The organism is Rhizobium skierniewicense Ch11, assembly GCF_023757665.1.
GTDB lineage: Bacteria > Pseudomonadota > Alphaproteobacteria > Rhizobiales > Rhizobiaceae > Agrobacterium > Agrobacterium skierniewicense.
Window position 1 is genome coordinate 262,851 of the sequence record NZ_RXPG01000030.1, and the last position, 14,990, is coordinate 277,840.

Sequence of the window (14,990 nt, forward strand, 5' to 3'; positions counted from 1 at the left end):
AGTTTTCAGCAGCATCACATCATACGGTCAGAATCACTGCAATTTCAGAGTTGAAACGATTGAATGGCGGCTATCAGAACTCGCTGACCATATTTGATAGCTATGCAAATCCGTATTGACACATTTACGCCTTATTTACGTCATGATTGCGTCCATTTTCGCAGTGTAAAGGCGTTATTTCCTAGCCAAGATTAATTTTTCTTCATAAAAATCGAGACATTTGTTGTCTTTTTGAGTGTGCGTCGCCGCAATTTTATTGCGGTGCACAACGGCTTCTTCTTCACGTTTTTTCTTGGTTTTCTCTGTGCGTGACTTCAAAGGCCGCTTTTCCCAGAGAAAGCTATAAGAAGATCTCCAGTGACGTTAAGTGATTAATACATGACGTAACACTGGAAAAATCTATCCCTCGCGCAGAGAGGTCCTTTTCTTCTTTGAACCATATAATGCGCTCTTTAAAATCTTCATGTGTGAGGATTTCTGCAGATACATTCCAAGAAGACTAAGGCGGCATGCCTCATAAAAAATTCAAATCCACCAAATTCTCGTCACAGCATTGCTGAATGATCAGTTACGAATTGACGCGCCCAACGGGTACCGACCATCGCAAAACATAAATGGAGTCCTCTCTATGAAGTCCGCGACAAGATCGGCTGTTTCGCCGCTTAGTAGCTCAACAGAATCTGATGTGAGCTTTCCGATCGGAGGAATCGCTAAACGCAGCTTTGACGTTTCGTCAGCACTGCTAGCAATCCTCATCCTCAGCCCGATCTTTCTCATGATCATGGCTTTGGTGAAGTTTTCAGACCGGGGTCCCGCATTTTACGGGCACCGTCGTGTTGGCCATAACGGACGCAGCTTTCATTGCCTGAAGTTCCGTACCATGGTCATGAACGGTGACGAGGTCCTGCGGCAGTATCTTGCCGCAAACCCTGACGCTGAAGAAGAATGGAAGACCACACGCAAGCTCAAGAACGATCCTCGCGTCACTGCGATCGGAAGCGTGCTGCGGAAGCTGAGCCTTGACGAGTTGCCACAGTTGATCAACATCATCCGTGGTGAAATGAGCGTGGTCGGCCCGCGCCCTGTTGTCGATGAAGAGCTGAACTACTACGAGAACGCAGCCTCCTATTACCTCAGCACCCGCCCAGGCCTGACCGGGCTTTGGCAGATCAGCGGTCGCAACGATGTTTCCTACAAGGAACGCGTCGATTATGACACGCAGTATGTGCGCAACTGGTCGATGATGCAGGATGTTTTCATCATCGCGAAGACAATTCCCGCAGTGTGCATGTCACGCGGCAGCTATTGAACCAAATTCGACTTCCGACGTTTTGCACCAAAACTTATTGCGGCCACTGATGTGTGGCATATACGACCAGCCTTCAGGCTGGTCGTATTCCGACTGCGGTGTGCAGTTGTAAACATGGAGTGTAATATGGTTGGCAGTGCCACCGGATTTTCCTGGAATATTGCATGGCGCAAGGTTCCTGCGTTTCTCGTAGCCGCAACGATGCTGGCATTAACTCCTCCCCACGCTTTTGCTCAGGACAACCAGTACCGTCTCGGGACGGCCGACAAGCTACGAATCCGCGTCGCAGAGTGGCAACCCGCCGATGGAACGATCCGCAATTGGGACGTCATCAACGGTGATTATGCCGTTGGCGCATCTGGCTCGCTGTCTCTGCCATTCATTGGTCAGTTGGATGTATCCGGTAAAACCACAGGTCAAGTGGGCGAGGAAATCGGTGCTCAGTTGCAAAGCAAGTTTGCCTTGCGCAACCTGCCATCCGCTTCCGTCGAAGTATCCCAGTTCCGTCCCGTCTTTTTGGCCGGTGATGTGCAGACACCCGGCGAATATCCCTATGCCCCCAATCTGACAGTCCTGAAGGCCGTCAGTCTTTCCGGCGGTTTGCGTCGCTCCGATGCTGGTCAGCGTTTTGCACGTGACTTCATCAACGCTCGTGGCGATGCTGCGGTTTATGACGACCAGCGCGGCCGCCTTCTGGCAAGACAGGCCCGGCTTCAGGCAGAAGTGAGGGGCGACAAGGAAATAACCAAGACGCCTGTGCTTGAAAAAATCCTGAACATCGATGCTCTCCTAGAGAGCGAAAATGCCCTGATGAAATCGCGCAGTGAACGATATACGCTTCAATTGAAGGCTCTGACCGATCTCAGGCAGCTTCTGGAAACGGAAGTCGAGTCCCTTCAAAAGAAATCCGAGACTCAGAATCGTCAGTTGCAATTGGCCAATGAGGACAAGGAGAAGGTAAACCGCCTGAACGAGCAGGGGCTGGCACTTGCCCAGCGGCGTATTTCCGCCGAAGAACGCGCCGCCGAGGTGGAATCGACTCTTCTCGATATCGATACCTCATCGCTCCGCGCCAAGCAGGATATCAACAAGGCCGTGCAGGATGAAATCAACCTGCGCAACGATTGGGTCGCCCAGCGTTCCAAGGAGCTTCAGGATACCGAGGCAGAATTGCAAAAGCTCAACCTGCAGCTCGGCACGAGCCGCGAGTTGATGTCCGAAGCGCTCGCACAGTCGGCAGAAGCCATTCGGTTCGATCCCACGGGCAAGTCTGCGACGATCACTTATGTCATCGTTCGCGAAGAAAACGGTAAGCCCAAGGAAATCAAGGCTGACGAAACCACGACCATTCAGCCTGGCGATGTGATAAAGGTGTCATCAGACGTTCTGATGCAGTGAGGTCATCATGCGGATTGCCAAATCGGCCCTGATCGACCCGGACAAGAATAGTGTTTATGGAATGGCAGCGGTTGCGCTGTCATTCTTCATCTTTGCCTATTCCTCCAAGTTCGGCATGGTGTCAGTCCTTGCCTATTACGCCCTGTGGCTTCCACTCGTTCTGGTGGATTACCGCCGCGTTCTGGGCAACTATACGCGCTACCTGTGGATTTTCGGTTTCGGTATTCTGACGGTTCTGTCCAGTTTCTGGTCGGAGGCCATGTCCACGACCATGCGCGCCTCCATTCAATATATGACGCATATCGTTTGCGCGCTGATTGCCATGCGTGTCATATCGATCACGACGCTGACGCGTGGTGCGATGATCGGTATTATCGTCGTTCTCTTGTATTCCATGCTGTTCGGCATTTATCTTTTCGATGCTCTGGATGGCACGTTCAGCTTTGTCGGGGCCTTCTCTTCAAAAAACCAACTTGGTTTCTATGCATCTCTTGGCGTTATCTTTGCTGCTGGTTCTGTGCTGGTTCTGCGCCAACGGGATATCCTATGGCTTGGCATCGCCGGCATAACCGGGCTTGTGTCCGCCTACTGCCTCTTGGCCTCGCAGTCAGCCACGTCCGTCATCACCACGGCCGCCGTTGTGGCACTCATCATTGGCTTTCTGCCCATGGGAATGCTCAATCCGGGTAATCGCAAGATGATCTTTCTGGCGCTCGTCGGTGCCGGTGGCCTGCTGGTTGTCGCGTCACTACAATTTGGTCTGCTCGATGCTATCCTCGGCATTTTCGGTAAGGATTCGACGCTCACAGGGCGCACTTATTTATGGCAACAGGGCATCGAAGCCGCAAAGGCGACCCCCATTTTCGGCGTCGGCTATCAGGGTTTCTGGGTCGTTGGTTTCTATGACGCGGAACGTCTTTGGGATGACTTCTTCATCACCTCGCGCAGCGGCTTTCACTTCCATAACACCTATATCGAGACGGTTGTCGAAAACGGCTTTGTTGGGTTGGCACTGCTCGTTATCGTGCTTTATGGCACGCTGTTTGCGCACTTGCGCTCCATACTGGTAAAAAGGAACGACCCGCAGGGCCTCATCCTGTTTGCCCTGTGTGCGCTTTTCGTCGTTCGATCCTTCGTGGAGATCGACATCATCTTTGCCTACCAGATCGGCTCGTTCCTGCTGTATTATGCGGCTGGAAAGCTGACATTGCCGCAACGGGTGGTGGCACCGAGTGACGGCGTTCTTTCCCGCGTTGCCATGCGCCCCATCGCCGGGCGCTAGGGGTTTCTAAAAGAGTGGTGATCTCCACTTCCTGCCTGTCCACACATCAGAAAAGAGTCTTCTTGACTCTTTTCTGAAATAGGAACAAAAAGTGAACAAGTAGTCCTTAAGCGTAAAATGCTCTTGAAAAGTCTCGTGTCATGCATAAACGCGCCGAACAGCTTGTTGTAGAAGAATTGCGGGAGAGGCTTGAGCGGATCACTCAGGGTCAAGCCCGCCACCACGAAACTCTGCCTTTCGGCATTCCTTCCATTGATGATCATCTGCCCGGTGGCGGACTGAAGCTGGGTTGCTTGCATGAGGTCAGCGGCGGCGGCAACGGTGCGATGGATGGTGCCGCGTCGGCCTTGTTTTCGGCAGGCGTTGCGGCGCGTGTGAAAGGAAAGATCCTATGGTGCGTAACCCGGTCCGATCTGTTCATGCCGGCCTTGACGCAGGCGGGCCTGTCGCAAAACCGTCTGATCATCGTGGAATGTCGCGATGAAAAGGGCGTGCTGGACTGTTTCGAAGAAGGTCTGCGCTGCAACGGTTTTGGCGCTGTGGTGGGGGAGGTGTCAAAACTGCCGATGACCATCTCACGTCGGCTGCAATTGGCGGCGGAAGGGTCTGGTGTCGTCGGTCTTGCCATCCGTCGCTGGCGTCATCCTTCCGGCGCTATCGAATTTGGACAGCCGACGGCTGCGGTCACGCGGTGGCGCGTTTCCGTGCGTCCTTCAACGTCTTTGCCCGTGCAGGGAGTGGGAAGGGCGCGCTGGTTTCTGGAGCTTTTGCGGTGTCGTGGTGGCGAATCTAGCAATTTTGAAGTGGAAGCCTGTGATGCAAAGGGTCGTCTCGCTCTACCTGCCGACATGGTCGACAGACCGATACCGCAGAGCACTTGGCAAACAGGCGCCACCGGTTGATCGCCCTGTGGTGATGATTGCCAGACAGGGAAGTCGCCGTGTCATCGCAGCGCAGGATGTGGCAGCATCCGCACTGGGCCTGCGGCTTGGCATGCCCGTCAGCAAGGCTCAAGCCATCATTCCCGGCCTCATTGTCGAGGAGTTGCAGACGGCGGACGATGCAAAAGCGCTGCGCGATCTCGCTTTTTGGTTCCTGCGCATCTATGCACCCATCGTTGCACCTGATCCACCCGCCGGTTTGGTGCTGGATACGACAGGCGCAGATCACTTGCATGGCAATGAGCTGTTAATGCTGAGCGGCATGATCAACCGGATGCACGGGCTCGGGTTTACTGCCCGCGCCGCGATTGCCGATAGCTGGGGGGCAGCACACGCGCTTGCCCGCTTTGGAAAAGAGCCTCTCACCATCGTACCGCGAAATGGTTTGGCTACAGCCCTTGGCCCTCTCCCCTTGGCCGCCCTTCGGCTTGAGCCACGCATCCTATCTGACCTGAAAGTGCTTGGGTTTCACAATATCGCAGACCTCATGGCTGCGGCCCGGGCGCCGCTGACGCTTCGTTTCGGCCCTGAAATCGGGCGCAGGCTGGACCAGGCCCATGGTCTGTTGTCGGAACCGATAGAGCCGATCCGTATCCCCGAACTGGTCGAGACCTTTCGCTTTTTCGCTGAACCTATTTCCGCGGCCGAGACCATTGCGCGTTACACCGAAAAGCTCGTACGCCAGCTTTGCGCCGGGCTGGAAAAGCGTGGCCTTGGCGCACGCCGTGTCGATCTGGTGCTGCACCGGGTCGATAGCGGCATTCAGGCGATCCGAGCTGGAACCTCCAGACCGGTGCGCGATGTCAAACAACTGAGCCGTCTTCTGACGGATAGGATTGATACGATCAACCCCGGCTTTGGCATTGAAAAAATGATCCTGACCGCTAGCCACGCGGAAGCACTTGTGCCGGGGCAGGCTCGTTCCACCCTGCTTGACGAGTCAAAAGCCGATATCGGTGAAACGGTTGATGTCCTCATCAACCGTGGTCACAAGGTCTATCGTTACAGTGCTGTCGCCAGCGATGTGCCCGAACGTTCCGTCCAGATGGTCGCTGCACACTCTGCCGACGATACGCTTGGCTGGCCGGACCACTGGCCACGTCCGGTCCGCCTGCTTTCGCGGCCAGAGCCGATCCAGACCATGGCACTGTTGCCGGACCACCCCCCCAAAAGCTTCACCTGGCGCGGCATACGGCGTCTGGTAAAGCGTGCCGATGGGCCGGAACGCGTCTTCGGCGAATGGTGGAAACGCGACCGCGAACAGGCCGCTGTCCGGGATTATTTCACCGTTGAAGACGAGAGCGGCGAGCGCTTCTGGATTTTCCGCTCCGGTGATGGCGAACACGCCAACACGGGTTCTCAAGGCTGGTTTCTCCATGGAATATTCGGATGAGTGACCGCTATGCAGAGCTTCAGGTCACATCGCATTTTTCGTTTCTTCGGGGTGTGAGTTCCTGTGAAGAGCTGTTCGAGCACGCAGCATTATTGGGGATCGAAGCTCTGGGCATTGTGGATCGCAATAGCCTGGCAGGTATCGTGCGGGCGCATCAGGCAGCCAAGCACCACGGCGTTCGGCTTGTCGTTGGTTGCCGTCTCGATCTCGCCGATGATATTTCGGTACTCGTCTATCCCACCAACCGTCCCGCTTACGCGCGCCTTTGTAGGTTGCTGTCACTCGGCAAAGGGCGGGCGGGTAAAGGCAAGTGCCACCTGATGTGGGATGATCTCGTTGCCTATGGCGAAGGCTTTCTTGTCGTTCTATTGCCTGATCTGGCAGATGAGACGTGCGCCACTCGCCTTCGCCGCTTGAAGACAGATTTTGGCGAGAGGGCATATATGGCTATGAGCCTGCGCCGCAGGCCAAACGATCAGATGCGTCTTCATGAATTGTCCCATATGGCGTCTCGGGCAGGCGTGCCGACCGTTATCACCAACGACGTTCTTTTCCATGTCCCAGAGCGGAGAATGTTGCAGGATGTAGTGACCTGCATCAGGCATAATGTCAGCATCGATGAAGCTGGTTTTCGTCGTGAGCGTCACGCCGACCGTTACTTAAAGACGCCTGTGGAAATGCATCGACTGTTTTTCCGTTACCCGGAAGCGTTGGGTCGCACGCTGGAGATTGCCAACCGCTGTACATTCTCTCTGGATGAACTTGCTTATCAATATCCTGAGGAGAAAACGCAGCCGGGTCTGACGGCGCAAGAAGCTTTGGAGAAGTTCGTATGGAAGGCGGTGCCAAAACGTTACCCAGAAGGATTACCCGAAAAGGTCGAGAATAGTCTGAAGCATGAACTGGCGCTGATCGCAAAGCTAAAATATGCGCCTTATTTTCTGACTGTTAACGCCATTGTTCGTTTCGCTCGCGGGGAAGATATTCTGTGTCAAGGGCGCGGATCGGCTGCCAATTCGGCTGTCTGCTATGTGCTGGGTATTACTGCCATCAACCCCATGGAAAATGACCTCCTGTTTGAACGCTTCATTTCGGAAAAAAGAGGCGAGCCACCGGATATTGATGTCGATTTTGAACATCAGCGACGCGAAGAAGTCATTCAGTGGGTTTACGACAATTACGGGAGAGACAAGGCCGCACTCTGTGCTGTCGTCACGCGATATCGCGCCAAGGGTGCGCTTCGTGATGTTGGAAAGGTATTGGGCCTGCCCGAAGACCTGACCAAAATCATGTCTTCGCAAGTCTGGTGGTGGAGTGATGGTGTTGGTGAAAAGGAAGCCAAGGACCTCAACATTAATCTGGATGACCGCCGCATCAAACTGGCCTTCGACCTTGCGAAACAACTAATTGGCACTCCGCGCCATCATAGTCAGCATCCCGGCGGCTTTGTGCTGACACATGACAGGCTGGACGAATTGGTGCCGATAGAGCCGGCGACGATGAAGGATCGACAGATCATCGAATGGGATAAAGACGATATCGATATCCTCAAATTCATGAAAATGGACTGTTTGGCGCTCGGCATGCTGTCCTGTATGAAGCGCGGCTTTGATATGCTGGAAGATCGGTTAGGAAAAAAATTCGATCTTGCTGCAATACCGCATCACGAACCTACCTACGACATGATCTGCAAAGCCGACACGATTGGTACGTTTCAGATTGAAAGCAGGGCGCAAATGTCGATGCTGCCACGGCTGAAGCCTCGGAAACTTTATGATCTGGTTATTCAGGTGGCCATTGTTCGCCCCGGTCCTATCCAGGGAGATATGGTGCACCCCTATTTGCGGAGGCGCGAGGGCAAGGAAGCAGTGGTCTACGAGCGACCAGAACTTGAAAAAGTTCTACATAAAACGCTGGGCGTCCCTCTTTTTCAGGAGCAGGCTATGCGTATTGCTATCGATTGCGCAAAATTTTCTCCTGATCAGGCCGACCAATTAAGAAGAGCCATGGCAACGTTTAAGAATGTCGGCACCATCGCAACATTCAAAAAAAAGTTGATAGACGGTCTGGTTGCCAACAAATTCAGCGAGGAATTCGCAACGCGTATTTTTAAGCAACTTGAAGGTTTCGGAAGTTACGGCTTCCCCGAAAGCCATGCTGCCTCATTCGCTTTGGTGGCCTACGCATCCGCATGGCTGAAATGTAATCACCCCGATATTTTCTGTGCAGCTCTTCTGAACTCCCAACCCATGGGTTTCTATGCCCCGGCGCAGCTGGTTCGCGACGCTCAAAATCACGGGGTCGTGGTGCGCCCCGTCTGCATCAACACAAGTCGTTGGGATTGTACGCTGGAAGAGGAAGTCGGGCCGCAGCGAAATGCCGTTCGCCTTGGTATGTGTCTGGTCAAGGGGCTGTCCAACACGCATGCGGGCCGCATCATAGCGTGCCGCGAAGATCGACCGTTCGTATCCATCGATGACCTATGGCGAAGGGCAGGCATACCCTCGGCGGCGCTGGTCGCGCTTGCGGAAGCGGATGCCTTCCTGCCATCACTTGGGCTTTCCCGCCGCCAGGCTCTTTGGGCCATCAAGGCGCTGCGCGATGAGCCGTTGCCTTTGTTTGCGTCGGCTGCCATGCGCCTAAACAGTGTCATCGCCGAGTTGGACGAGCCAGAGGTTGCCCTGCGTCCCATGACGGCAGGTGGCGAGGTCGTGCAGGATTACGGCCATGTCGGTCTGACCTTGCGCCAGCACCCCATGGCGTTTCTGCGTGATGATCTTTCCCGGCGACGAATGTTCACCTGTGCTCAGGCCGTTGCTGCAAAAGATGGCCGCTGGCTGGAAGTCGCTGGGCTTGTTCTGGTGCGCCAGCGGCCGGGTTCGGCCAACGGCGTCGTCTTCATGACGCTGGAGGATGAAACGGGCATTGCCAATGCCGTCGTCTGGGTCAAAACCTTCGAAAAATATCGGCGTGTCGTTCTATCGGCGGGAATGGTCGGGATTTATGGGAAAATCCAGCGTGAAGGAGAGGTCGTGCATCTCGTCGCTCACCGCATCACTGATCTTTCAGATGTGCTGAAAAGCGTCGGCGAAAGGGAAGGACCGTTTCCATTGCCGCATGGCCGAGGTGATGAATTTCATCACGGCATTCCGTCCGAAGACCGGCGTGGCCTGCCGAGGCGATCGGATATGCACGACGATGGAGGGGATCAAATCATCGTCAAGGGCCGCAATTTTCATTGAAGCTTAGAACGTTCCATTTAACAAGGAAGCGCTCTAAAGCGATATCCTATCAAGTCACTCGGCGATTGCTTTCTTGATCCGGTCCTTGCCCACCAGTATGACCTGCCCCATGGCCTTGATAGCAGCACCTTCATCCCGGGCCGCTATGGCATGCACGATGCGCAGGTGGTTGGATGCAATTTCAGAAATCGTCTCAGGCGACGATGCGGGCGAGGAGAGCTGGAAGGAAATGGCCAGTGCCGCCTCGATCAGACCGCTGGCAGAGCGCATGAACGGGTTGCCGGAAATGCGTGCCACGGCCAGGTGAAATTCGAGATCGACCTTGGCGATGGTCTCGGGTGTGTGGTTCGCATTGTCGAACCGGGCGGCAATGGCATAGAGAGAAACAATGTCCTCGCTTGATGCATGGCGTGCGGCTGCGGCTGCAGCTGCAGGCTCCAGCGCCAGCCGGATGTCGGCCAGATGGTTGATGAATTCGGGGTCCAGACCCGCATCACAACGCCAGCCCAGAACGTCGGGATCGAAGAAATTCCAGCTGGATTTTTCCAGAACACGCGTGCCGACCTTGGCTTTGGGCTCTACCAGGCGCTTGGCAGCCAACGTCTTCATCGTCTCGCGCAGCACCGTGCGGGAGACACCGAAACGGAGGGAAAGTTCGGCATCATTCGGCAGAAGAGAATTTTCGGGGATGCGTCCCGATACGATGGCGCTGCCGAGTTCAGCCACGACATGCGCGTGGCTGCTGCGCCGCTTTCGTCCGGTAATCGTCGTTTCCAGCAGCCCCAATAAAATGCCTCCGTGGCTATCCTTATGCCGGATGCGCTCCAGCCAGCCTTCTGTTTGAATACCAGATGATGGTGCGTTGCAACACGATGAAGACGAACAGCAGTATGCCGATGACGATTTTCGTCCACCAGGATGACAAGGTGCCATCAAAAACGATGTATGTCTGGATCAGCCCCTGTATCAATAGACCAACGAAGGTCCCCGCCACGAGGCCGGTGCCGCCGGTCAGAAGCGTGCCTCCGATGACGACGGCTGCGATGGCATCGAGCTCCATCCCGACTGTCGCCAGCGAATAACCCGACGAGGTATAGAGTGTGTAGACGATACCGGCGAGGCCCGACAGAAAGCCCGAGAGAGCATAGATGCCGATGATGGTCTTGCCGATGGGAACACCCATCAGCTCTGCCGATTGCTGATTGCCACCCAGCGCGTAGATGTTGGCCCCGAACCGCGTCCGGCTGGCAAGGATGCCGCCCACAACAAACACGATCAGCATGACCATGGCCAGTGCCGTCAACCGCCCGCCGCCGGGTACTCTCATGTAAAAGCCCTGAATGGCATCGATGACGGGATGCGAGATCGGCACGGATTGCGTCGATATCAGATAGGCGGCGCCCCGCGCCAGAAACATGCCTGCCAGGGTTACTACGAATGGCGGGATCGACAGGAAGCGGATCATCGCGCCCATCAGGCAGCCGAAAATCGTGGAGATGACGAGCACGGCTGCAAAAGCCGCCAGAGGATGAACGTTGTAGGTTCCAACCAGTACCGCCACGAATACGCTGGCAAAGGCAATGACCGAACCGATGGAGAGGTCGATGCCGCCGGACAGGATGACAAAGGTCATGCCGACGGCTGCGATGCCGAGAAACGCGTTATCGGTCAGCAAATTGCCGACGACCCGGGTCGAGAACATCGCGGGATACTGAATGACGCAGAGGACATAGGCGACGACGAAAACCGCCAGCGTCGTTAGGAACGGAAGATTGCGGATGTGGATCATCGCGTTGCTCCCTCATGGTTGACGGCCTGAGACGGCGTGGCTGAATCGGGTACCTTGCGGGACTTCGTAAAGCCGATCAGGGTTCCGATTGCCGGTGACTGCAGTGTCAGCACGATGATGATGATGCCCGCCTTGATGATGAGATTGAATTCCGGCGGGAAGCCGGAGACCAGAATGCCGGTGTTGATGGTCTGGATGATCAATGCGCCGATCAATGACGCGGTGATCGAGAAACGTCCGCCATTCAGGGAGGTGCCGCCGATGACGACGGCCAGAATGGCGTCAAGCTCAAGCCATAGGCCAGCATTGTTGGCATCGGCACCGCGGATGTCGGCGGTGACAATCATGCCCGCAACGGCTGCGCAAAGGCCTGATATGGCATAGACGAAGAAAAGCAGAAAACGGGCGCGCACACCGGCCAGGGCTGCGGCGCGGCGGTTGATGCCGGTGGCTTCGATGAGAAAACCCAAGGCCGTCTTGCGCACGAGAGTGCCCACCAGCAAAGCCGTGAGCACCCAGATGATGACAGGCATGGGAATGCCGGCAAACGCGCCAACGCCGATGGCGGAAAAACTGTCATTGTTGAAGGTCAGGATGACGCCTTCCGTGATGAGCTGCGCGATACCACGCCCGGCGACCATCAGGATCAGCGTTGCGATGATCGGCTGAATGTCCAGAACGGCGACAAGAATACCGTTCCAGATACCGCAGGCGATGCCCACAGTGAGCGAAACGGCGATAACCACGGGGATAGACTGGTCGCTGCTGATCAGCGTTGCTGCAACCGCGCCACAGATGGCGATGACAGCGCCGATGGACAGGTCGATGCCCTTTGTGGCGATGACCAGTGTCATGCCGATGGTCAGCAGTGCCACGGGTGCCGCGCGCACCAGAATGTCGATAACGCTGCCGTACAGTCGACCGTTCTGAAAAGAAATATTCAGGAAACCAGGCGAGATAAGCGCGATAGCACCAAGAATGATGATGAGTGCGACGAGCTGAGGTGTGAGCCGTTTCATGCGGGCGGTAACGCTCTTCATCATGCCGCCTCCGTTCTGGCGGCACTGGCAATAGCTTGCATGATGTTGTCGGCGGTCACGTCGCCCCCTTTGAGTTCGGCAACATGTCGGCGGTCCGACAGCACGATAACGCGGTGTGCGACAGCGGTCAGTTCTTCCAGTTCCGAGGATATGACGATGAGCGACATGCCCTGCGAACAGAGCCGCTCGATCATCTTCAGGATTTCTGCGTGGGCACCGATGTCGATGCCGCGTGTCGGTTCATCGAGAATGAGCAGGCGCGGCTCGGTGGCCAACCACCGGGCAAGAATTGCCTTTTGCTGGTTGCCGCCGGAGAGGAACTTGATCGGGCGTTCGCGATCCGCTGGGCGGATGTCGAGTGACTTGATGAAGCCATCCGCCAACACGGACTTTTGTTTATGAGACAGGGGACGCATCCATCCCTGCCGGGCTTGCAGGGCAAGCGCGATATTATCCGCCACCGAGAAGTCGCCGATAATGCCGTCCGTCTTGCGCTCTTCCGGACAAAATCCGAAACCATTGTCGATTGCCACCTCCGGCGACGTGATTGCAACTGCTTTGCCATCGATGCTGGCCTGGCCAGCGTCCGGCTTGTCGATGCCGAACAGGAGAAAGGCCGTCTCTGTGCGTCCGGATCCGAGAAGTCCTGCAATGCCGACGACTTCACCGGGGCGAACATCGAGATCGAACGGCTCGACACTGCCGCGCTTGCCATAGCCCTCAAAACGGATGGGAGCGTCGCCGTTCACCACGGTATCATCAGGCGCCTGACGGTCATGAGTTACGCTTAACAGCTCGCGTCCCAGCATCATCGAGATGAGGTCGCCGCGGGGCAATTCGGAGATCTGGCGGGTGCCGACAAGCTTGCCGTTGCGCAGCACCGTCACGCGGTCGGCGATGTCATAGACCTGGTTGAGGAAATGGGTGATGATGACGATACCAAGGCCCTCGGCGCGCAGCTGGCGCAGAACGGTAAACAGCATTTCGACTTCGTGGCTGTCGAGACTGGCGGTGGGTTCATCCAGAACCAGCACTTTGCCCGAGAGATCGACGGCGCGCGCGATAGCGATAATCTGGCGGATCGCGACCGAATAGCTGGAGAGCAGGGCATCCACATTGATAGAAAGCCCGTAGCGGGCCAGCAGTTTTTCCGCCCTTACGCGCATTTCGCGCCGGTCTATCAGGCCGAAGCGGCGCGGTTGTCTGCCCAGAAACAGGTTTTCGGCAACGGTCAGGTTCTCAAGAAGATTGACTTCCTGATACACGGTGCCAATGCCGAGATCTTGCGCCTCCGTGACTGTGGTCGGCGAAATCTCCGTGCCATCCAGACGGATGGTGCCCCGGTCGCGATGATAGACGCCGGTCAGAATTTTGATGAGTGTCGATTTCCCCGCACCGTTCTCACCCAGCAAAGCATGCACTTCGCCGCGGTTGAGCGATAGATCGACATTATCGAGAGCAGCGATGCCGAGGAACGATTTTCCTATGGCGCGCGCTTCCAGAAGGGGGCTGGTTTCGGGCATGGTCAAGTCCTGCACGGTCCGTTGGTGGGAACGGCGCTCGGCGCGCCGCTCCCGAAGCTGAAGCTGGCTTAGTAGCCCAGTCCCTTCTTCTCCTCGTACACTTTCATCGGATCATCAGACGCCGTGTAGAGTTTGGATTCCGTCTGGATCCACTTTGCCGGCTCTTTTTTGTCCTTCAGATAGGCTTCGAGCGCATCAAAAGCGGGACCAGCCATGTTCGGCGTCAGCTCCACCGTCGCATTGGCTTCACCGGCAGCCATCGCCTTGAAGATATCGGGAACGGCATCGATGGAGACGACCTTGATATCGGTGCCAGGCTTCAGGCCAGCTTCCTTGATAGCCTGGATTGCGCCGACGGCCATGTCGTCATTGTGGGCGTAGACTGCGCAAATGGTCTTGCCGCCGCCTTCAGCCTTGATGAAGCTTTCCATGACTTCCTTGCCCTTGGTGCGGGTAAAGTCGCCGGTCTGCGAGCGAACGATCTTGATGTTGGCATGCGATGCGATGCCTTCCTCAAAACCCTTCTTGCGATTAATCGCAGGTGAAGAACCGGTGGTGCCCTGAAGCTCAACGACCTTGCAGTCCTTGGAGCCAACATCCTTGGCCAGCCATTCACCAGCGACCTTGCCTTCATGAACCTGATCGGATGTCACGGCAGTCAGATACAGGCTGTCTGGAGCCTCGATCTGGCGGTCCAGAAGAATCACGGGGATCTTCTCTTCCTTGGCTTCCTTCAACACGGCGTCCCAGCCGGTTGCGACGACAGGTGCGATGAAGATCGCATCGACGCCCTGTGCGATAAAGCCTCTAACAGCCTTGATCTGGTTTTCCTGCTTTTGTTGTGCGTCGGCAAATTTCAGCGTCACACCACGTTTTTCAGCCTGCTGCTTCGTCACGGTCGTTTCAGCGGCACGCCAACCCGATTCAGATCCGATCTGCGAGAAGCCAACAGTCAGAGATTGTGCTGATACGCCTGATGCCAGACATACGGAAAGGGCGACGGTAACCGCCGCAAGTGCTTTTTTCATCTGTAATCCTCCCAGAGATGAATTCGGCTAAGACGGGCCGATATG

Annotated in this window: 11 protein-coding genes; 6 read left to right on the top strand and 5 right to left on the bottom strand. The window is 55.9% G+C overall.

Annotated elements, in window-relative coordinates:
- Positions 1 to 628 precede the first annotated feature (628 nt).
- The 6 genes from EKM04_RS21135 to EKM04_RS21160 all read left to right on the top strand — a co-directional run bounded on the left by EKM04_RS21135 (position 629) and on the right by EKM04_RS21160 (position 9,565).
- Positions 629 to 1,309 (top strand): sugar transferase, encoded by a 681-nt coding sequence (locus EKM04_RS21135; RefSeq protein WP_174155127.1) that lies wholly within the window; start codon positions 629 to 631, stop codon positions 1,307 to 1,309.
- A 201-nt stretch (positions 1,310 to 1,510) separates the two neighbouring features.
- Positions 1,511 to 2,707 carry a polysaccharide biosynthesis/export family protein gene (locus EKM04_RS21140; protein ID WP_234910858.1) on the top strand — a complete coding sequence of 399 codons (1,197 nt, stop codon included), beginning with the start codon at positions 1,511 to 1,513 and terminating at the stop codon, positions 2,705 to 2,707.
- A 7-nt stretch (positions 2,708 to 2,714) separates the two neighbouring features.
- Positions 2,715 to 3,989, top strand: a complete 1,275-nt coding sequence (locus tag EKM04_RS21145) for an O-antigen ligase family protein (RefSeq protein ID WP_183893301.1) — start codon at positions 2,715 to 2,717, stop codon at positions 3,987 to 3,989.
- A gap of 140 nt (positions 3,990 to 4,129) precedes the next feature.
- Positions 4,130 to 4,891: an ImuA family protein gene (locus EKM04_RS21150; protein ID WP_183893303.1), complete on the top strand. Its 762-nt coding sequence runs from the start codon at positions 4,130 to 4,132 to the stop codon at positions 4,889 to 4,891.
- Complete coding sequence (locus EKM04_RS21155; protein WP_183893305.1) at positions 4,806 to 6,323, top strand: Y-family DNA polymerase; 1,518 nt, start codon at positions 4,806 to 4,808, stop codon at positions 6,321 to 6,323. Before EKM04_RS21150 ends, EKM04_RS21155 begins: the two co-directional genes overlap by 86 nt.
- The gene (locus EKM04_RS21160; protein WP_183893307.1) at positions 6,320 to 9,565 is read left to right on the top strand and encodes an error-prone DNA polymerase; all 3,246 of its coding nucleotides are present in this window, start codon (positions 6,320 to 6,322) and stop codon (positions 9,563 to 9,565) included. The genes EKM04_RS21155 and EKM04_RS21160 overlap by 4 nt, the downstream gene beginning before the upstream one ends.
- A 54-nt stretch (positions 9,566 to 9,619) precedes the next feature.
- Here the strand turns inward: EKM04_RS21160 and EKM04_RS21165 are convergent, their stop codons facing one another.
- From EKM04_RS21165 to ytfQ, 5 genes are all read right to left on the bottom strand, one after another.
- Positions 9,620 to 10,351, bottom strand: coding sequence for a FadR/GntR family transcriptional regulator (locus EKM04_RS21165; RefSeq protein ID WP_174155116.1), 732 nt, complete (start codon positions 10,349 to 10,351; stop codon positions 9,620 to 9,622).
- A 22-nt stretch (positions 10,352 to 10,373) separates the two neighbouring features.
- Complete coding sequence (yjfF, locus tag EKM04_RS21170; RefSeq protein ID WP_183893309.1) at positions 10,374 to 11,354, bottom strand: galactofuranose ABC transporter, permease protein YjfF; 981 nt, start codon at positions 11,352 to 11,354, stop codon at positions 10,374 to 10,376.
- Positions 11,351 to 12,394, bottom strand: a complete 1,044-nt coding sequence (locus tag EKM04_RS21175; RefSeq protein WP_183893311.1) for an ABC transporter permease — start codon at positions 12,392 to 12,394, stop codon at positions 11,351 to 11,353. The genes yjfF and EKM04_RS21175 overlap by 4 nt, the downstream gene beginning before the upstream one ends.
- Positions 12,394 to 13,917: a sugar ABC transporter ATP-binding protein gene (locus EKM04_RS21180; protein ID WP_183893313.1), complete on the bottom strand. Its 1,524-nt coding sequence runs from the start codon at positions 13,915 to 13,917 to the stop codon at positions 12,394 to 12,396. The genes EKM04_RS21175 and EKM04_RS21180 overlap by 1 nt, the downstream gene beginning before the upstream one ends.
- Before the next feature lie 68 nt (positions 13,918 to 13,985).
- The gene (ytfQ, locus tag EKM04_RS21185; protein WP_183893315.1) at positions 13,986 to 14,945 is read right to left on the bottom strand and encodes a galactofuranose ABC transporter, galactofuranose-binding protein YtfQ; all 960 of its coding nucleotides are present in this window, start codon (positions 14,943 to 14,945) and stop codon (positions 13,986 to 13,988) included.
- Positions 14,946 to 14,990 lie beyond the last annotated feature (45 nt).

Coding starts and splice junctions, on each gene's coding strand:
- EKM04_RS21135 (WP_174155127.1), top strand. CDS start 629: ATGAAGTCCGCGACAAGATCGGCTGTTTCGCCGCTTAGTAGCTCAACA.
- EKM04_RS21140 (WP_234910858.1), top strand. CDS start 1,511: ATGCTGGCATTAACTCCTCCCCACGCTTTTGCTCAGGACAACCAGTAC.
- EKM04_RS21145 (WP_183893301.1), top strand. CDS start 2,715: ATGCGGATTGCCAAATCGGCCCTGATCGACCCGGACAAGAATAGTGTT.
- EKM04_RS21150 (WP_183893303.1), top strand. CDS start 4,130: ATGCATAAACGCGCCGAACAGCTTGTTGTAGAAGAATTGCGGGAGAGG.
- EKM04_RS21155 (WP_183893305.1), top strand. CDS start 4,806: ATGCAAAGGGTCGTCTCGCTCTACCTGCCGACATGGTCGACAGACCGA.
- EKM04_RS21160 (WP_183893307.1), top strand. CDS start 6,320: ATGAGTGACCGCTATGCAGAGCTTCAGGTCACATCGCATTTTTCGTTT.
- yjfF (WP_183893309.1), bottom strand. CDS start 11,354: ATGATCCACATCCGCAATCTTCCGTTCCTAACGACGCTGGCGGTTTTC.
- EKM04_RS21175 (WP_183893311.1), bottom strand. CDS start 12,394: ATGAAGAGCGTTACCGCCCGCATGAAACGGCTCACACCTCAGCTCGTC.
- EKM04_RS21180 (WP_183893313.1), bottom strand. CDS start 13,917: ATGCCCGAAACCAGCCCCCTTCTGGAAGCGCGCGCCATAGGAAAATCG.
- ytfQ (WP_183893315.1), bottom strand. CDS start 14,945: ATGAAAAAAGCACTTGCGGCGGTTACCGTCGCCCTTTCCGTATGTCTG.